14 protein-coding genes are annotated in these 19,927 nt (G+C 56.2%); 7 read left to right on the top strand and 7 right to left on the bottom strand.

The window, feature by feature from the left end; translation table 11 throughout:
• The first annotated feature begins 251 nt into the window (after positions 1-251).
• Positions 252-1,697, top strand: a complete 1,446-nt coding sequence (locus tag NTX71_11700) for a DUF1573 domain-containing protein (protein ID MCX6340562.1) — start codon at positions 252-254, stop codon at positions 1,695-1,697.
• 385 nt (positions 1,698-2,082) lie between these two features.
• Positions 2,083-3,567: a hypothetical protein gene (locus NTX71_11695; GenBank protein ID MCX6340561.1), complete on the top strand. Its 1,485-nt coding sequence runs from the start codon at positions 2,083-2,085 to the stop codon at positions 3,565-3,567.
• Positions 3,568-3,594: 27 nt separating this feature from the next.
• On the opposite strand, the gene polX is transcribed toward NTX71_11695, so the two are convergent.
• The 6 genes from polX to NTX71_11665 all read right to left on the bottom strand — a co-directional run bounded on the left by polX (position 3,595) and on the right by NTX71_11665 (position 10,085).
• Positions 3,595-5,307: a DNA polymerase/3'-5' exonuclease PolX gene (gene polX / locus NTX71_11690; protein MCX6340560.1), complete on the bottom strand. Its 1,713-nt coding sequence runs from the start codon at positions 5,305-5,307 to the stop codon at positions 3,595-3,597.
• A gap of 1,023 nt (positions 5,308-6,330) precedes the next feature.
• Complete coding sequence (locus tag NTX71_11685) at positions 6,331-6,639, bottom strand: hypothetical protein (GenBank protein ID MCX6340559.1); 309 nt, start codon at positions 6,637-6,639, stop codon at positions 6,331-6,333.
• 15 nt (positions 6,640-6,654) lie between these two features.
• Positions 6,655-7,311 (bottom strand): hypothetical protein, encoded by a 657-nt coding sequence (locus NTX71_11680; GenBank protein ID MCX6340558.1) that lies wholly within the window; start codon positions 7,309-7,311, stop codon positions 6,655-6,657.
• A complete protein-coding gene (locus NTX71_11675) occupies positions 7,289-7,891 on the bottom strand; it encodes a hypothetical protein (GenBank protein ID MCX6340557.1) in 603 nt (200 codons plus the stop codon). Before NTX71_11675 ends, NTX71_11680 begins: the two co-directional genes overlap by 23 nt.
• A 509-nt stretch (positions 7,892-8,400) precedes the next feature.
• A complete protein-coding gene (locus NTX71_11670) occupies positions 8,401-9,348 on the bottom strand; it encodes a site-specific DNA-methyltransferase (GenBank protein MCX6340556.1) in 948 nt (315 codons plus the stop codon).
• Positions 9,349-9,356: 8 nt separating this feature from the next.
• Entirely contained in the window at positions 9,357-10,085 is a 729-nt protein-coding gene (locus tag NTX71_11665; GenBank protein ID MCX6340555.1) for a PaeR7I family type II restriction endonuclease, read from the bottom strand.
• Between the two features lie 515 nt (positions 10,086-10,600).
• Here NTX71_11665 and NTX71_11660 point away from each other — a divergent pair.
• The 5 genes from NTX71_11660 (at position 10,601) to NTX71_11640 (ending at position 17,319) form a co-directional block, all read left to right on the top strand.
• Positions 10,601-11,266 carry a TetR/AcrR family transcriptional regulator gene (locus NTX71_11660; GenBank protein MCX6340554.1) on the top strand — a complete coding sequence of 222 codons (666 nt, stop codon included), beginning with the start codon at positions 10,601-10,603 and terminating at the stop codon, positions 11,264-11,266.
• Entirely contained in the window at positions 11,263-12,606 is a 1,344-nt protein-coding gene (locus tag NTX71_11655) for a TolC family protein (protein ID MCX6340553.1), read from the top strand. Before NTX71_11660 ends, NTX71_11655 begins: the two co-directional genes overlap by 4 nt.
• A complete protein-coding gene (locus tag NTX71_11650) occupies positions 12,578-13,297 on the top strand; it encodes an efflux RND transporter periplasmic adaptor subunit (protein MCX6340552.1) in 720 nt (239 codons plus the stop codon). The genes NTX71_11655 and NTX71_11650 overlap by 29 nt, the downstream gene beginning before the upstream one ends.
• Positions 13,294-16,407 (top strand): efflux RND transporter permease subunit, encoded by a 3,114-nt coding sequence (locus NTX71_11645; GenBank protein ID MCX6340551.1) that lies wholly within the window; start codon positions 13,294-13,296, stop codon positions 16,405-16,407. Before NTX71_11650 ends, NTX71_11645 begins: the two co-directional genes overlap by 4 nt.
• Positions 16,408-17,157: 750 nt before the next feature.
• Positions 17,158-17,319, top strand: coding sequence for a HypC/HybG/HupF family hydrogenase formation chaperone (locus NTX71_11640; protein MCX6340550.1), 162 nt, complete (start codon positions 17,158-17,160; stop codon positions 17,317-17,319).
• Here NTX71_11640 and NTX71_11635 read toward each other — a convergent pair.
• Positions 17,309-19,591 (bottom strand): S8 family serine peptidase, encoded by a 2,283-nt coding sequence (locus tag NTX71_11635; protein ID MCX6340549.1) that lies wholly within the window; start codon positions 19,589-19,591, stop codon positions 17,309-17,311. The two genes, NTX71_11640 and NTX71_11635, sit on opposite strands and share 11 nt — an antisense overlap.
• Positions 19,592-19,927: the final 336 nt, after the last annotated feature.

The following is a 19,927-nucleotide window of genomic DNA, read 5'->3' as shown; positions in this document are numbered from 1 at the left end:
AGCTAGTCGGGTTCGGGACAGGGCAGAAAGCAGGTCGCGGGTGCTGTCGTAATCGGAGTAACTAGCTGAACCAGCGCTCATGCGCTGGAAGGGAGGAACTATGTCTATTGACTCCGCGCCTTTGATGGGTGACCCCTTACACCCAAACGCTTTCACATATTGCATATACCCCCCCTTTTTGCTATAGTTTCTGCCAATTATTACGAGACACAATTTTTATGGCTCGTACAACCCGAAAGGAGTAGCGCACAATGAAAATCAAAACGGTACTATCCATGATTACTCTTGGATTGACGGTCTCGCTCCTCACCCCTGCAAGCTCGCTCGCCATGGGTCGGAAATCACCCGCTCCGCCCAAGGGACAAGAGCCCGCAAAAGCCGAAAAACCAATAGCGCCAGTCGCGCAGCCGCCCGCAGCGGCTCCAAAGGTCGAGGCACCGAAACCCGCAGCGCCTGCCGTTCAGCCGCCCGCAGCGGCTCCAAAGGTCGAGGCCCCGAAGCCCGCAGCGCCTGACGTTCAGCCACCCGCAGCGGCTCCAAAGGTCGAGGCCCCGAAGCCCGTAGCGCCTGATGTTCAGCCACCTGCAGCGGCTCCAAAGGTCGAGGCACCGAAGCCCGCAGAGCCTGCCGTTCAGCCACCCGCAGCGCCGGCCGGACAGCCGCCCGCAACAGGTCCCACGGTAGCGGCACCAACGTCAACACCCGGGGGTCCGCAGCCGAAAATTGTCTTCGAAAAGAAGGAGTATGATTTCGGCGAGGTCATCGGCGTGGATAAGGTTGAACACATATACAAATTCACGAATGAAGGAAAAGGTGACCTTAAAATAGATAAAGTCAATACCACCTGCGGCTGTACGGCCGCACTACTCTCCGCGAACACGGTTCCTCCCGGGGGCAAGGGAGAGGTCACCGCTACTTTTACCGTCGGCGGACGGCAGGGAGCCCAGACGAAACATATCTATGTCTTATCGAATGACCCGGCCGACCCGAAAGCGACCCTGACCCTAAAGGGGACCATTACTCCTCAGGTGAGCGTGGAGCCCTCGAGCATAAGCATCAGCGATAAGGAAAAAGACACTTCCCGCACCGTGACGATCGCGCAGACGACGGACGAGTCGCTCACGCTCGGAGAGATCAGCCAGCGCCTCAACCTCGTCACCACCAAACTCACCGAAGGCACGCCTGAAAAGGGGAAGAAACGCTACACGCTCGAAATAGGCCTCAAACCCGATACCAACCCCGGGCGCTACTTTGAAACCGTCAGCGTCGCAACGAATCTAAAGGCAAAGCCCAAAATCGATATCAACGTTCGCATCGTTGTGAACGGCGATATCCAGGCGACACCCAGCCGCATAAACCTGGGGTCGCTCAAGCCGGGACAGGAGATCAGCAAGACCATCGCTCTCAACAACATCAAGGGACAGCCGTTCAAGGTGGAGGCGGTTGAAATTGACAACAAGGATTTCACCATAACCCCGGCCGCCCCCGTGGCGGCAGCCGAGACGCACACCTTCACCCTGACGGGAAAGGCTCCGGCGGCCACACAAGGTGTCGTGCGGGCGAAGATTATCTTCAAGACCGATAACCCGAAGCAGAAAGAGATTGAAGCGAGCCTGTACGGATACATCCCCAAGGAAACGGGCGGCGCGCAACCCCCGGAAGACGAAAAGACCGCGGCCCCGGCCCCAAAGAACTAACTTTTCTAGGAATTTCAATAATTGTGGGAGCGGCTTCCAACCGCGATTATCGGGGCAAGATGCCCCTCCCACAATTGCGAAGCCTAACTTAGTGCCTCTGAATTCCAATAACCGCACGCCACAGAGGACACTGAGCAACTATCACAATGACAAATACCAAAACACAAATGACAAAATCGCCTGCGAACGATAAGCATTAAGCTATACGCATAATGCTTACTGCTTACAGCTTACCGCTTAAGGCAGGCTAGACCGTCTCCCGAAACTGCTTAACGATCAACGAGTGGATCCCCGGCGTGTACAGTAGCAGCGGGGGTATTTTCCCCTTTGTACCGCAGGCGCACCCCATTACAATAATAATCGTATGCGCATAGTGCATCGTCTCTTGATCTTGATCTTACCGCTGGCGTTGATTCTCTCACTCGCCTGTTACTCGCTCTTCCTCTCCCCATCCGCGCTCAAGGCACATGTGCACCGCATCCTCACTCAATATCTCTCGGCGGATATCACTGTCGGCGCGGCCTCTCTTCACCCCCTGCGCGGTCTTACGTTGAGTGGCCTCACCGTGAAAAAATCCCCCGGCGGCGAGGCGCTTTTTAATGCCGGGCTCATCAAGGTGCGACCACGATGGCGCTCGCTCCTCGGATTGAAGATGGAAATCGCCGAGTTTACCATGGATAACGCAGAGCTCACAATCGGCAAAGACCAGGCGGGAAAGTCGAACTGGTCAAGAGTGCTTCGCAGCGGTATCCCCGTTGGCGGCAGGCCTCCCCTTTTCCGGCTCACCAGGGGAAAACTCAGAATCGGGGGCGACACGCTCCAGGGCCTTGACTGTGAGATCACCCCATTTGCATCATTGCGCCTGCTTGCCGTACGCGGCACGGTGCGCGACCCCGCATGGGGCGACTATTTGCTGAGCGGGAACATCGACGGTGAGACGGAGACGATCCGGCTCACCATCGAGGGCAGGGATCTCAATATCACCGAGCAATGGGTGCGGAACTTTCCGCAGATAGGAACAAAAACCTGGAATCGCTATCACCCCTGCGGGTTATTCGATCTGACAGGCAACATCACCTACTGCTGGCGCGACCTGGGGAAGAGCGACTATAGCCTGGTATTCACCGCACAAGAGGCGTCACTCACCTATCTCCTCTTCCCGGTGAACAAAGCAACCGGACGGCTTTTCATCGATCCCTACTCGGTGGTTATCAATCATCTTGAGGGCGAGCTTTGCACCGGACACGTGGAAGGGTACAGCATCATCAACCTCGATATCCCCAGCACCTATTTCAACCGCTACACGCTTGAGGATATCGATATCCCGGATCTGCTCCGTCTCTTCAAGATCGATTCCTCCGCGAGCGGGAAGGGTAGCGGCTACGTCACTTTCCAGGGAGACCACAGCCTGGAAACATACCAGGGGAAGGGTGAAATCGCCGTCCCGGATGCCCGGCTCTGGAATTTCCCTCTCATCCTGATGATTCTATCCAAACTCCAATATCCTCTCTGGACGGGTGAGGAACCTCTCCAGCACTGTACCATCAATTTCTCGTTTTCCGAGCAGGGGCTTGTGTTCGATAAGATCAGCTTGGTGAGCGACGTACTCGACATCTATGGCGAGGGGACGGGGAAATATGACGGGACGATCGCGTTCACTTTTTACGTACGCCCCGTGAGCAAGACGCCGTTGCTCTTCGCCGACCTCCTGCTCCAACCGGCCCTCGACAATCTCGTGGGGAATCTGGTTCAATTCCAGGTGACGGGCACCGCCGCGAACCCAACACTCACCCTTATCCCCCTCTCGCCGGTGAGCAAGAACATAGTCAACTTTTTCGACAGCATCACCCACCAGCGCATCGGGAGATAGGGGCCTCAGTCTCTCTCGGGTGCTGCATTACTTCCGCAGCATTTTAAGCATTTTCTCGAGCGGATAGGTATTGATCACATCCTTCGCTTCCACCCAGCCGCGCCGGGCGGTAAAAATGCCGTAGCGCATGAGTTCCAATTGCTGTGTCGAGTGGGAATCGGTCGATATGACCAGTTTCGCGCCGTTCTCCTTCGCCAGCCTCGCGTGGATGTCCCTGAGATCGAGCCGGTCGGGGTGCGCGTTGATTTCAAGAGCGACCCCGAGATCCTTCGCGGCCTTGACGAGTTCCTCTATGTTCACCGCGTAGCCGGGGCGCTCCAGGATGAGGCGGCCGGTGGGATGGCCGAAGATATTCACGCACGGGTTGCTGATCCCCTTGATAATCCGCCGCGTCATCTCATCCTCGGGGAGATTAAACCGGTAATGGACCGCCCCGATCAAGATATCGCACTCCTTCAGGATTGCGTCGTCGAGATCGAGTGTGCCGTCAGGGAGGATATCCACCTCGATCCCCTTGAGGATGCGCAGTCCCTTGATCTGATCCTGCGCCTTCTCGATAGCTTTCAGATGCCGGGCGAGTTCTTTCTCGTCGAGTCCCCCCGCAACCTTCACCGCCTTCGAATGATCTGTAATGGCGATATACTCATAACCGAGATCCTTTGCCTTCTGTGCCATGTCGAGGATCGACGCCTTGCCGTCCGTTGCGGTGGTGTGCATCTGAAGATCACCCCGTATGTCTCTGAGCTCAATGAGACTGGGGAGCATCCCCTTCTCCGCCGCCTCGATCTCACCGTGGTTTTCACGGATCTCAGGGGGAATAAACGGTAGCCCCAATGCCTTGTACGCATCTTCTTCCGATTTGCCGGCGATGCGCTTCTCTCCCCGGAACACGCCGTACTCGCTCACCTTCAATTTCCGCTCCACTGCGCGTGTCCGGATCGCGATGTTGTGCTCTTTTGAACCGGTAAAGTACAGGAGTGCAGCCCCGAAACTCTCCACGGGGAGCATCCGCACATCCACCTGGAGGCCGCAGGAGAGGCGGGCGCTCGACTTCGTCGTCCCCTTCGCAGTGACCTGCTCGATGCCGTCATATTTGATGAATCGATCCATAATATCCGAGCCGGGGGCGCAGATCGCCAGGATATCCAGATCCCCCACTGTCTCCCTCCTCCGCCTGACGCTTCCCGCCGCTTCGATCGCCTTCACACCCTTGGACTTCTTGAGGTAGCGGGCGATAGACTCCGCGTACTCCAGACCTACGGAGAGTTTGAACCGCCCCTGCCCCGCCCGGTAGCGCGCAATCGCCTTCAATAGATTTTCTTCGCTCTTGTCCCCCATCCCCTCAAGCTCGCGCAGCGTGCCTCCCTTCGCGGCCGCCTCGAGCTTGTCGACGGAATCAATCTTCATTTTTTCATAGAACAGTTTCACCTTTTTGGGACCGAGCCCCTCGATCCGGAGAAGCTCCGTGAGCCCCTTCGGAAGGCTCGCGCGCAACTCGTTGAGGAATTTGAGCTTTCCTGTAGTGACAATCTCCCTTATCTTCTCATCGATGGATTTCCCGATCCCGGGGATAGTCTCGATATCTTTCCCCTCACGCACCATCGCGGCAACGCTCTCGGACATATCCCCGATCGCACGCGCGGCGTTCCTGTACGACCGTATCCGGAACGGGTTCTCACCCCGGATATCGAGGATATCCGCAATCTCCTCGAAGATATCGGCAATCTCCCTGTTTTCCATGAGAATCAGCCTCCCTTTACAATCCCCCGATCTCTGCGGGGAAACTCTTCCATGTGCCCTCTGTCTTTGCCAAATGCGCGCAAGAGTGCGATGGATCAGTTTCGGCGGGGTCTAGGATCATATCCCCTCCCCCTCCAAAGGGGAGCCTGTCCTGAGCCTGCCGAAGGAAGGGCAGGGCTGAGGGTGTATCTCCCACCCCATAACTGTCCCATTACGTAAGAGTGCGGCTTATCCTTGCCTATCCCGCCTGCCCTCACATGTCCCCTCGGTTCTCTTGGATCAATTATAGTACCAGGCGCAGGCAAGGCCAACAGGATTCCTCGGGTTTCCATTTTATGTTTGCGCTCTGATAATTCTTCCTCGAGAAACCGCTGCCTGCCCTTGCCGTATCTGGATATCTCATCACGCTCTCTCCCGCGACTCGGGCCAGGATACCGTGCCGGATATTCAATCCTCGGCGATCTTGCCATGTGGCAATAGGACCCTTAGTGCTCGGGGTCATAAAGTTAGGTGACGTATTTCAACTGTGCGACAACAATCGCTATCAGCCCTATCATGTCATTGCGAGCCCCACGAAGTGGGGCGCGGCAATCTCATCTCTATAAACCTTTGGAGCGGATTGCTTCATCGTCCCCCCAAGCGGGACTCCTCGCAATGACATGGTGCAACGTGTTGCGCACGGGTTGCATCGCGTAACCGTATTTATGACAAGGTGTACTTAGTCAATAATCATGGTCTGGCCCTGAAGCTTTTACATCTGCTCATCGGAAATGGGTTTATGGAAGTCACATCAGGGTCATCAATTCAGGGCATGGCCTATGAGCTATAGGCCTCTCGAGAAATTGGGAGCTGAATTGAGTGGGATTGGCGGAGCTCCGGTGACGAATAATCATATGCGTCTTCAGAAGCAGATGTTGAAAGACCGAAAATTGGCGAAACGGGTGAAACAGATTTACAACTAACTTGTTAGTGTAGAGATGACCCTGATGTTTTGAGTATCCTCTCGCGTCCCGACACATGATCTCAAGGGAACGCCGGTTTCCCGCGATCCTTGATTGGCGTGGCTATGGTAGTATCAATATATTCTCGCAGTATCTTTACTCTCTGCGCGAAAATCCCGAGGTCGATATCGTCCAGTAGATTCCAACAGTCCAGATAGTCCTCCGGATCTCTTTCGATCTCCTTCACATATCTCAGAATCCCTTTCAGATACGCATCTTCAGTCTTAAACCTGCTGCACATGGCGCCGAGTTCCGATTTCAATACATCGGAGGCTTCATTTGCCAGGCGAATGCAGTTATAGGCCATCTCTGTCAGATAATCTGTATCCATGATCAAACTCAGGATTTACAAGCTTCTGGCCAATTTATGCAACTCTTCGTTTGCAAGGGCAAGGGCCTTCTTCTTCACCCGGCGCGAATAATACTCCATCTCTGTCTTTGACAATTTATCGCCCTTCAGTTTCTTAAGGAAAAGCTCTTTTTGTTTCGGCGAGAAGATCTGCGACAATGCGACCTCAAGAGAATACTCTTCCTTGTGGGCAAGGAGATCTCTAAGATTGCGCTCTTCCGCATTAAAGTAGCTCTGAAAATGAGCCATCATTCTGTCGGTTGAGAGCACCAGGGATCCCGCCTTTACATCTTTCCTGGCCTTGAAGCTCTTTAACTCAGTCCGGCCTTGCCATTCCTGAAGGGGAGGAAGAGATTCCAGCCGCCGGCACCAATCAAACTTGAGACCAAGGGCACGATAGAGTGCACATGATACACGGACAAGGGAATCCAGATCATCCCTCTCCGTAGTGGTCAAACCGGAACTGACCTCGGAATAATCGAAAAGCCCTTTCTCAACGCTTCGCGCAAGCAAAACAGGGAATGCCTCCCACAATCTGAGTTCCTTGCTTTTGACGACCTCGGCCAGCGTCTCGTTGACGTTCAAGTCCTCTTCAACCCCAAGAAGAGGGAACCCCATTTGTGCAACCCTTTCACGAAGTGAGCGTGTTGTCATTGTAGAGCCCCTCTTTTCTAATCAGGTGAATGAAAGTGTCCAAGTTCTTCAACACATTTATCTCGGACACATCATATGCGGCAGTATCTCGATAGCGATTACATAGCCTGCCAAAATCAACCTCGCGATGTTTGACACGCACTAAGGCCACGCAGTCATCAAAGTCAACGGATGTGCCACGGAACAGTTTGCTTATAATCAGGTCATAGTAATTGAGAATTCCAAGATAGATCCGGCTGTATTCCTTGAACATGAGATGATTGCCCTTTTCCAGAGGGGATTCCAGCAATTCCGTGGTGTGTATTCTGTTTCCACGGAAGAGATCGAACACGAATCCCCCGCCTCTAGCCCATCCATAACCGGTTACCTGCTTGTAACCGAACTGCTTCAAAATGCTCAGGAGATAACTATGCTCCCATTCGTCTGGCACCATCAAATCTATGTCTTTTGTTGAATCTTTCACTCCCAGAAGAGTAAGCCCTGTGCCGCCGCAGGCAATCAATCTCACCGAACGGCCAAGAAACCCGTTCCAGATCCCCATCTCCGTTAAAAGCCCGTCTCTATTTATTTTGTATTCCATAGGAGTACAAGTATTTGTACGTTATTGTACAAGTATTTGTACTAAATAATACAATATGCTGATCCCTGCCGCAACTCATATTTTATCATTTAACACGAGCTCCCGAAGATTAATTCCCAGAAAAAAATCAGGGTCAAACCTCGTTTATTGACTAAGAAAAGTTCGATACATCCTATCGACGTTTGAACAACTGTTTATCCGTCTGGATATTCTCCCGGAACCGCTCGCGATCATCTTCCACGGCATCCCTCCTACCTCACCCAGCTCCGCTCCGAGGAAATGCAGTAACCTCGCCTCACCATTCCACCCGGCAGATCAACTCGAGTACCACCTGCCGGGCCTCGCGCCATTGTCACCGATCATCCGGTTGTCTCGCAGTCAATAGACGAGGTTTGACCCTGATTTTTGCTGTAGGCAACAAGCTGGAAGATAACTGGGTAGCAGCGATGGCGGTAGAGGCAATAGAACCCCACTACATTTCCTATCCTGTGTGGGGCTCATGCGAGTAATTATGATGCGGCTTTCATTTTTTGTTTTTTCTTGTGCGCCACATATAAAGCTTTATCCTCATGGAGAATCAAGCCCTGGTCTTTACTATTAATCTGCTTTTTGAACTCCAAACGGGTTTTAGAGAAAAAATCCTGATTTTCCTTAATCAATCGCTGCGCGGCCATACGGCAATACTCTCTATCTATTTCAACCCCTATGCTATTGCGGTGACACCTCATGGCAGCCAGCATTGTAGTACCGCTCCCACAGAAAGGATCTAGGACCGTATCCCCCCAAAATGAAAACATCCGCACCAAACGATTAGCTAACTCTAAAGGGAAAGGTGCTGGATGATTTTTTGTAGAAGCTCCCGTTAAGGTGCAGAACTGACGGAACCATTCGTTGAATTCGTTCTTGCCTATTTTGCTTAGCCGGCGTTGCTCTTCCGTGGGCTTCCTATAGCCCCCCGGCTTCCTTTGCATCAGAATAAACTCGATATCGTTTTTAATAATCGCATTAGGCTCATATGGTTTGCCTAAAAATTTTGATCCGTCGTTCGCTTCAAAAGCAGCGTTCGAAATTTTATGCCAGATGATAGGATTAAGATTGTCAAAGCCAATCTTCCTGCACATCACGCAAACATCAGCATGCAGAGGAACAACTACATGCCTCCCAAACTTCTTTCTGGAAAGGCATACGTCCCCGATCACGCAAACTAGCCTGCTTCCGGGAACAAGCACTCTATAAACCTCGGTCCATACCTTTTGTAGCTCATTAAGAAATTGTTCGTATCCGGAAACATGCCCTAACTGTCTTGGATTTTCATTGTATCTCTTTAATGTCCAGTAAGGTGGTGATGTAATCACAAGATGGATTGATTCGTTCGGGATATATGACATTTCTCTGGCATCACCTTGGATAAGGCGATGTGTTGTAACTATATTCTCTAGACTTGTGGCTTGTATCATGATTAAGCCTATTTCCCAAAAGCAGTTACTTGGCCGATCAGCGAACGGGCAAATAGCTCAAAGGTTAAATCTTTTGACGGTTCTTCGTAGTTTCCTTTGAGTCCACCAGCTCTTGATGCCATTAAGAAGGCAGTAGCAGAATAATGCCTTTCTCGTACCAGCTTGCGGCAGAATAGCTCATATCTCTTGCCATAAGAGGCATTTTTGAATTCGGGGAATACTTCAAAATGTGGTTCGCGCACTTTTACGGCATGCCTAGATTGAGGACAATCCTCTAGGAGAAAAAGATACCCTAACCATGGCTTAACCGTTTTATTGAAGGCGCCTTCTCTAAAGGCAGTCCACAAGTCCAGAGCGCTCCCCATAGCTTTCTCGGTTCGATTGTTGAAGTTATTCCCAAACGAGGGGACTACTTGAGATTTCGCTTCGAGAGCCAATATCAATTGCCCATCCCTTACTACAAGGAGATCCCACTCCTTTGTGGGCCTGAAAAAGCCGGGTAATTCTATGCATGTTTTCCTGAATATGTGCCGAGAATCAATTCCAGCGTTGCAAAGTATTTCAGTAATCAGGGAGATAAAACCATCCATTTGGGCGCCGTCCGTTACGGCGCTTCGAGCCCCCTGATCCACTCGTCCTGCTTCTTTCTGCCTTTTAGTCTGGCCCTCCCGCGTGAGCCAATAGGTTCTAATCGCTTCTCCAATCTTTCTGTTCAGATTAGCAAGTACATTATCCATAACGTCTATCAAAGTCAAAGTGTTGATCTGTTCTCGTGAGTTGAATCATACCATTCTTTAAGCTTCCCACGAAGCGTAATTAATTGAAAGAGTCGTCCCTGAACCTAGGGCGGAGCAGGAGCGAGGAAGTGTGCGAAGTGCAGCATTAGGGTTAGACCTCTACTGTACACTGACAAGTTTGTCGTGAATCTGTTTCACCCGTTTCGCCAATCTTCGGTCTTTTAACATCTGCTTCTGAAGACGCATGTGATTATTCGTCACCGCGGCTCCGCTTCCTGTCCTTGTCGTCCCGGGATATCTCCCACCGCTCGTTCCCGCGGCTTGTGACATGGTGCCATGCCTCGGATATTCAATCCTCAGTGGTCTTGCCATGCTCGCACTAGATCAACTATGCTCCTCTTAGTGTATAGTAAAGGTTTGACCCTGATTTTTCCGGTGCGGCGAAAAAATAGCGCTTGACGATAATTTATAGTATGCTATATTTATGTAGCAAACACTAAATAAGGATACATGCCATGCCAGGGAAAGAATACTCGCTGCGCGAAAAGAAGCACGCGCGCACAAAGCTCGCCATCGTCAACGCCTTCGTGCAGCGATTGCGCGCCAGCCGGTATGACGGCATCTCCATCCGGGAACTGTGCAGGAGTGTCGAAATCTCCGAGGGGACGTTCTTCAACTACTTCCCCGAAAAGATCGACATCATCAACTACTACATAACTCTCCTCCTGCTGAAGATCATCTGGAAGGCGCGGCGGGAGGCCCCCCCGGGAAGATCCCTCGCCTTGATCGACGAGGTGTTCGTAACGCTGGCCGGGGATCTGCACAGCGCCAACCTCGGCTACCAGCTGATCTCCATCATGGTCAACCAGCAGGAGAGGCCGAAACCAGTCGATATCACCCCCATTGAAAAGCAGCTCGCCTTCCCACGCTGCGCAGGCATCGAGGAGATCCCCACAATGCCTATCGGGGTGTTCTTCAAGGGCTGCCTGAAGGACGCGCGCGCGCATGGCGAACTCCCCGCGGATGTCGCTATCGACGACATAGTGATATCGCTGCTCGCGATAATGGGGGGGACCCTCCTGGCGGCCAAGCTCGAGAATATCCGGGACAAGGCCTACCACTACACGCGTCAGCTGCGCCTCCTCTGGAAAGGGCTGGGAGTGAGGAGCCGGAGGAGATGAAAATGAAAGGGCCGCTGCTCCCCGCCGCGATCCTGGCCGGCGCGCTCGCATACGCCATTCACGGTGTGACCCCGGTCTCCGCGGAGGAGCACGCCGTGCTGCGCCTGGGCCTCGCCGAGACCATCGCGCGCGCCGTGGAGACCAGCGAGGAGCTGAAGATCAGAGACAGCGAAGTCGCCAAGGCGAAAGGCTTTTCCAGGGAAGAGCGCGCAGGCCTGCTTCCCAATTTGAGCGGGCAGACCGGCTGGGCTTATACCATCGACTCCCCGAGCGCGACGGGCTTGAACGACTACTACGACCTGTACGGGGTAACCGCCTCCCAGCTCATCTGGTCGTTCGGCAGGGTCATGTACGCGGTCGAGGCGGCGAGGAAGGCGGTCGAGGCCAGCAGCTACAACCGCGAGGCGGGCAGGCAGGAGATCATCTATGCGGCCAAGCTTGCGTATTATGGCGGGCTGCTCGCCAGGAAAACCCTGTATATCACCGAGGAGTCGTACGCAAACGCCATCCAGAATAAGAAACTACTCGATCGGCGCTCGTTCGGCGGCCGCAGCTCCACCTACGAGATACTCAAGATGGACACGGAGGTCGCCGTGCGCGTGCCCACGGTCAACGCGGCGCGGACCCAGTACGACGCGGCCCTGGAGACGTTGAAGAAGCTCATCGACGTGGACTATTCCTGCACGATAGAGATTGTCGAGAATTTCAGTGAGAAGTACGACGCGTATGACTACGACACGCTTGTCGACGCGATGCACAAATACGAGCCGTTTTTGAAGGGCTTAGCCAAGACCGCGGAGGCGGCCGACGCGAAGGTCAGAAGCAAATACGCGGCCTTCCTACCCACCATATCCGCCTTTACCACCTTGGATTATTTCGGCGGCCGGGACGACCACGCCTTCGGGATCGGCCATGGCCTGGACCGGTACGCCTTCGCGGGGTTCAAGATCGACGTGCCGATCTGGGAGGGGGGCAAGAAGGAAGCGCAACTCAGGCAGGCGCGCGCCGACAGGGAGATCGCGGGTCTCAGGACAAAGCAGTTCGAGAAGAAGTTCCTGTTGGAGCTCAAGAAGGCCTCTTTGGAGTACCGACAGTACAACGAGAACCTCGGCGCGAACGTCAAGGCGGTTGGTCTTGCCGAGGAGTCGTTCAGGCAGACCCAGGATATGTTCGCGTCGGGCCAGGCGTCGCTGACCGATCTGAACGACGCGGAACTCCTCCTCACGAACCAGAGGATCAACAAGGAGATGACGCTGTTCAGCATCAATACCACTTTGGCGAGGATGGAGAAGCTGATTGCGGGGCACTACGATGAAAAGAAAAACGGCACGAAGAATTAGTCGTAAGGCGCGATTCTACGCGGCAATGATCACCGTCGGCATCATCGCCGTGTGCATGAAGATTGGCGCAGTGAACACCAGCCGCGGCCGCCCGATCGTCAGTTTCCATTCCGAGTGGGACAGGCGCGGCAAGCCGGTGACGGTCGAGGAGGTCAGGGCGAAGGATATTCCGGTGTACACGAAGTTCACGGTGACCTGCGCATCGGGCAGGGCGGCGGACGGTTTCGTCACCGCGGATATCAAGGAAAAACTCGCGGAGGGGCAGGAGATCCGCTTCGCGGACGGCGGAACCCCCTGCGGGAGGGTCGTATCGGTCGGCCGGGAATTGGACGTCATCACGGGGATGTTCCCGGTGGGGGTGGAATTCAACGACCCGCCCGCCTCGGCGGAATCGCCGCTCGTGGTCTACGCGCGCACCCGGACGCTCCCCGGCGCGCTGGTGGTGCCGAACGAAGTGCTCGATGTTTCAGGCGGCGGGTACAGCGTCTGGAAGATATGCGACGGAAGGGCAATGAAGGCCGGCGTCAGGCTCGAGTCGCGCAACGGATACGGTGCGGTCCTTTCCGGCGGCATGCGGTCCGGGGATTCGCTGGTGCTCACGGGCCGGAGTGTGCTGGAAGAGAGAGATACGGTGAACCGCACGGGGACGTCGGCCACGCCGCAGGCGGACCGCGGGGCGGGGGCGCAATGATAGAGTTCTTCGTCACGCACCGCGTGACCACGGTGATGTTCGTGCTGGTGTTCGTCGTGCTGGGGGTCTACAGCTACTCGAACATGCTCGTGGAGAAGTTCCCCAAGGTTGACTACCCGATCGTCACGGTCTCGGTGACCTATCCCGGCGCCACGCCGCTGGAGGTGGAGACACTCGTCGTCAAGAAGATCGAGGACGCGGTCTCCGAGATATCCGAGATCAAGAAGATCAAGAGCAAGTCGTACGAGAGCCTCGGGTTCGTCTCCGTCGAGTTCCTGCTGTCGGCGGACGTCAACGTGAAGTCCATCGAGGTGAAGGACAAGGTCGACGCGATCCTCAACGACCTGCCCGACGCCGTCGACAAGCCCGTGATCGAGAAATTCGACCCGATGGTCGTGCCGGTGATGGACCTGGTGCTCTCGAGCCCCACGATTGACGTGCGCGCCCTTTACGAGTATGCCGACAAGACCCTGAAAACAAGGTTCTCCTCCATCGCCGGGGTCGCGAAGGTCGACGTCTACGGCGGCAGGAAGCGGCAGATCAACGTGTGGCTCGACCCGATGCTGATGAAGCGGCGCTACATCAGCATCGGCGAGGTGATCAGCGCGATGATGGCGAAGAACAGGAACGTACCCGCCGGCGCCCTCGAGAAGGGCTTTACCTCCCTGGGGGTCCGGTTCACGGGGGAGTTCGGTAGTGTGGACGAAATTGCGGAGATGAAGGTCGTCTCCTCGGACGGATCGAGCTTCCGCCTGAAGGACATCGCGGTTATAGAGGACGGCTACAAGAAGATCGAGACGATGGCGCGGTACAACGGAAAGGAGGTGGTGGGGCTCTCCCTCAACAAGGCGTCCGACGGAAACGCCGTGTCGATCGCCACTGAGATGAGGCGGCGCATGGGCGAATTCAGGGCGGCGCTGCCCCGCGGGATGACGCTCGACATCGCGACGGACACTACCTCGTTCATCATCAACGAGGCCACCGACGCGCAGTCGAGCATCATCCTGGGCCTCATCCTTACCGCCGCGATCCTCTTTTTCTTCATGGGGAGGTGGGACATCGCCTTCATCGCCTGCGTCATCATCCCGACCTCGATCGTCTCCACGGTCTTCCCCATGTGGGCCTCGGGATTCTCGATCAACACCATGACGCTGCTCGCAATCGCGTCCGTGCTGGGGACCCTGATCTCCAACGCCATCGTCATCATCGAGAACGTGCTGGTCCATCTGGAGCGGACGCGCGACCCCGTCCGGGCGGCGATCGACGGGACGAAGGAGGTGGTCGTCCCCATCATCGCGGCCACCGGGACCAACCTGGTGGTCTTCCTGCCGATCGCCATGATGGGCGGGATCGTCGGCCTGTTCATGAAGTCGTTCGGCCTGACCGTGGTCTACGCCACCTTGTTCTCGGTGCTCGCCTCATTCGCCCTGACGCCCATGATGTGCGCCGCGATACTCAGGCCGGGGGCGGGCCGCCGCGCGGGCGCCGGCGCCGGTATCGTCCACCGGATCGTCGCCCCGCTGCACTGGCTCAGGGAGCGGATCGACGACGGCATGGAACTCCTGAAGCGGGAGTGCAAGTATCTGTTCGACATCACGTTCCGCTATCCCAAGTCCGCCGTTGCCGCGATCACGGCGCTCTTCTTCGCCTCGCTGCTGCTCGTCCCCTACCTCGAGAGCGATTTCGTCCCGAAGGGGGATGAGAACCAGATCAGGATCAGCATGTCCCTCCCGCAGGGGTCGACCATCGAGCGGACCACGGAAGCCGCAAAGTTGGTGGAGGGACATCTCGAGACGCTGCCCGAGAAGAAATCGTACTTGAGCACCATAGGCGCCAACGGCGTCGAGAACGTGCAGATCACGCTGGACCTGGTGCCCCTGAAGGAGCGCAGGAGGAAAGACGTCGACATCATGAGCGACCTCACCGGGTTCATGGCGCGGATCCCCGACGTGGAGGCCAGTTTCGAACGCGGGGTAAGCCTCGAGGCGGGGATAGGGGATGTCGCCATCGATTTGTATGGCACCGACTACGACACCATGATCCGCCTCTCGGGCAGGATGAGGGAGATCATGGAAGAAAGCGGGTACTTCAGGAGCGTGCTCCTTTCGTACAAGACGCCCCCGGACGAGATACAGTTCAAGCCCCGGCAGGAGAAGCTCGTCGAATACGGGGTGACCGCGGCGTACGCGGGTTCCATGCTCCGCGCGTCCATCTACGGTGAGGATTCGAACGTGTACAAGGAGAAGGGCGAGGAATACAAGGTCAACATAGAGCTGAACGACACATACGCCCGGGACTTCGACGACATAAAAGTCATGTCGGTCCTTTCGAAGAAGGGACTCATCCCCATCGACGAGCTCGGCGCGCTGAAGATCGACAAGGCGGTCCCGACCATCTGGCACAGGGACAGGAAGCGGGTGATCCACCTCGACGGATACCTGGGCAAGAGCGCGTTCGGGTATGTCAGGGGGGTCCTGGACAGGGGATTCAAGGCGATGCAGTTCCCCGAGGGGTACGGCTACCGGTACGTCGGGAACGCGGAGAACATGGGTGAGTCCTACCAGGAGCTCGGCAAGGCGTTCCTGCTCGCGGTGATCCTGACCTTCATGCTGCTCTGCGCCCTCATGAACTCGCTCGTTGCGTATCCCCTGGCCGTCATGACCACGGTGGTCACCTCGATCACCGGGATGCTCCTGGGCCTGTTCTTTTTCGGGCAGTCCATCAACGTCGCGTCGCTGATGGGCGGCGTTATGCTCGTCGGCATGGTCGTGAACAATGCGATCCTCCTCCTGGACCACACGCTCATCAAGATGCGGGAGGGCGTGCCGGTGAAGGAGGCGCTCTGGCTCGGGGCCTCGGACAAGTTCAGGGCGATCCTCATGACGTCGATCGCAATCATCCTCGGCGTCGCGCCCCAGCTCGGCTCGGTGATGGATGCGAAAAAGTCCATGGGCGCGGTGATGATCGGGGGGATGCTGGCGTCGATCGTGTTCACGTTTATCCTCGTGCCGGTCGTCTTCTGGTACCTGGTGCGCCTGGAATGGTGGCTCGGCTCGCTCACGGCCCGTCTCTCCGGCCGCCGGGAAAAGGCGCACGCGGAGCCGGTGTGAGGGATTCCCGAGAGGAGCACGGCGGGAGCCTCCGGGTACACGAGCCTGCTTGACTTCCGCGGCGGGTCGCTCCGCTCGGGCCGATCGCAGAAACCTTCCTCACCATCGAGTAGAGCGTGAGACATTTGGGGTCAAGTCTTTATCCTTGACAGTTGATACGGCGGTGATGCCTTTTCCCATCAGTCTCTGAAATAATCAGGGTCACCCCCCAGACAATAAGTCGTACGCTACGCTCTGTTAATCTGGGAATGATCTCTCGCTCCACTCGGGATCTCCGCTCACTCGCTAACGCTCGTTCGCTCCGACTGATCAACTCCGGTCGACCTGTCAGCCTCTCATCCACTCCGATCTTCGTGTGAAGCTGCTTCGTCAGCAAATCTGATCCTTCCACGCCGTAAGCTAAACCCATCCCAGGACTTTCCCCGAAATTTCAGGCTTGAAATACCCAATGTGCTGGCATCAAGTACGATACTGATATCGTCAACTGAATATATACTTTTTGTTCCAGAGACGTGATCGTGTCATGTCTGCCCCTGCTCTCGCAGGGGTAAACTCCAGCAGGCATCCAGCGTTGAAATACACAATTTACTGTACAGGACTGGATTCCCGCCTGCCTGCGCGAAGCCGCTCCGGCATAGGCAGGCTTCCGCGGGAATGACCTGTTTCTGAATTGGGAGATGAAGCAATAGTCCCTTTCACAAAAACGGGGACGGTACAGTCAACAATTCTCTTGCAAAACTTGCGCGTGATATGGTGAAGTTGAGAGAAATATTTTTACAGCGGGAGAGGGAAATGTGCGTGGCGATCCCCGGTGAGATAATAGAACTGCCGGCTGACGCGCACGCGATCGTTGATTTCGAGGGGGTTAAAAAACGAGCGGCCATTGACCTGATCGAACACGTCACGGAGTGATCGTAAAGCTCACCTGGGAGAGGTTGCTCATCAGGCTCGTCCCCTTTACCGCCCGCTTCTGGGAAGGGGTGAGCACGCCGCGCACGGAGTAGCTGCCGCTCGCGAGACCGGAGGCGATGACGAAGGGGCCCATGGTAACCCTCATGTCCCTCACCTCGAAGTTGCTCATAAGGGGGAGCGCTTTTCCGGACAGCGCGTGAGTGCGCGTGAGGAAGAGCTCGCGTCCGTTCGGCAGCGATACGGCGAGGTATGCATCGCACACGGTATGGGGAGAGAGCCAGCCGCGCTTCACGACTGCGGAGAGATAGAGCTTGTCGCCGCACCGGAAGCTCTCTCCGTTCAGAGTGAGCTCCACGTGGTGATTGTACAGATCCGGTTGCTCTACTTTGTAATCCTCCGCCATGATGCGGATGTCGTCAACATACCAACCCTCATAACCGTTCGAGGTGGCGTCCACCGTGTCAAACGAGAAACGGAGGAGCACGCTCCCTCCGGCATAGCCCGTGAGCATCACCGCGCCGGAGCTCGTCCACCCGGACACCGCCGGGCTCGATGAATTACGCTCCATCAGCCGCTCCCAGTTGGCCCCTCCGTCACGCGATGCCTCTACCGCACAGATATCGTACGAACCCTGGTACGCCTCCACAGTTCTGAAATGATTAAAGGTGAGGAGGGCGTCGTTATAGGCGCTCAGATCTATCTTCCGCGACGTGAGCGTGCCACTGTTTGCGACCCCCGTGTCATAGCTCCAGAGCCCCTCCTGCCCATAGTACCAGGAGCTGACAGCGCTGGACGCGCTATGCGTGGTACGGTGCCAGAGGCCCGTCGGCGACCAGCCGTTGTCGCCGCCCTCGACGCTGTCATCGAGGACCACCGTTCCTGAGGAGGTTGTCGCCGCCGCCACATTTGAAATGGCCGAGCTGTTCCTGCGGTTGTCCTTCACCTTGAGGGCAAAATAGTAACAGGTGCCCGGCGATAGTCCGGTCACCGTTGCCTCTTCCGTGCAACCCGCGCTCTGTGGATTGACCGCAATGGAGGCGCGGCGGGCCGCGTCCCAGCGCGCGTCCGTGATCGTATCGAGGGAGTAACGCAGGTCATAAGCGCTGGCCTTCCCCGTGTTGCCGTCATCTCCGGTCGCCGTCCAGCTCAGTGTCACCCGCGCCATCCTCGTCCCCACCGCGCTCAGGTCTGTGACCGGGGCCGGCGCCACCGTGTCGTTCTCGGGGTTGAGCATCTGCTGAAGATTGAGACGGCCTCCGGTGACCACCTTGCCATCCAGCGCCGAGAGTGGCGTCGCCCCACTGAGAATATCTGAAATAATCTGGGTGTGACTTTTTGCGGGCGTGTGCGACCACTCGAGCGCGGCGGCGCCTGCGACATGAGGAGCGGCCATCGATGTCCCGCTGTATGACGCGTAGCCCCCGCCGGGGGTGGTGCTCAGGATCGCGACCCCCGGCGCCGCGATGTCCACCGATGTGAGCCCGTAGCATGAGAATGACGCGAGGAGATCATAATTATCAGTGGCCGCCACGGCGATGACATTTTTGCAATCGTAGCTCGAGGGGTAGTGCGCGGTGAGATCGTTGTCGCTCGCGGAGTTTCCCGCCGCCGCCACGAATATCACCCCCGCATCGTTGGCAACCTGGATGGCGTCCCTGAGCGCCTGAGAGCAACCGCCGCCGCCCCACGAGTTGCTCATTACCCGCGCGCCCATCTTGGTCGCGTAGAGGATCGCATTCACGGCTTCGGCCGTCGATCCCGAGCCCCCCGCCCCCATAAACTTCAACGGCATGATCTTCGCCTTCCAGCACACGCCGACGCCCCCGATGCCGTTGTCGCCCACGGCCGCGATGATGCCCGCGCAGTGCGTGCCGTGCGAGTGATCATCGTAGGGGTCATTGTCATGGTTGCAGAAGTCCCAGCCGCGGTAATCATCAACATAGCCGTTCCCGTCGTCGTCAATGCCGTTATCCGGTATCTCGCCCTCATTTTTCCACATATTGGCCGCGAGGTCTGGATGCGTGTAGTCAACTCCCGTGTCGATGACCGCGACCACAATGGGGCCGCCCGTGGCGGTATCCCACGCTTCGGCGGCGGCAACATCGGCCCCCTGCACACCGCCGTTCTGTCCGGTATTGCGCAAACCGTACAATTGATTGAAGTCAGGGTCGTTGGGGAGAAGATCAGCGTTCAGGATATAGTTGGGTTCAGCGTACTCTATCGAGCCGCCGGCGAGCCTGTGGTATTCTTCAATGCACTCCTCGACGGACATCCCGGACTCAATTTTTACCCGCTTGATGCGCAGCGCGGGGATTTCTTCTTTTGTAACCAGGCCGGCCGTCTTCTCGATGCTGCTCATGCGCAAATGGGAAGTCGAGCTTTTGTATTTGACGAGAATCTCACCCTCGACGTAAGGAGCGTCCGGCGCGGCAGACAGAGGTGAGATAAAAAGGAACGACGAGAGCGCCGCCGCGCTCATCGCATGAATCAGGAGGAACCACCTGTGCGCCTTCACCGTCCTGCCGCTCCTTTGAGAGCGAGCTTCCTTCCATCCCTGCCCTCTCGCTCACTCGAATTTTAGCTTAATTTTGGGCAGTTGTCAAGGCTC

It is taken from the genome of Candidatus Auribacterota bacterium, assembly GCA_026392035.1.
Lineage (GTDB): Bacteria > Auribacterota > Tritonobacteria > UBA1439 > UBA1439 > JAPLCX01.
The sequence above is the reverse complement of the archived record's forward strand: the minus strand, read 5'-3'. Positions and strand labels throughout refer to the sequence as shown.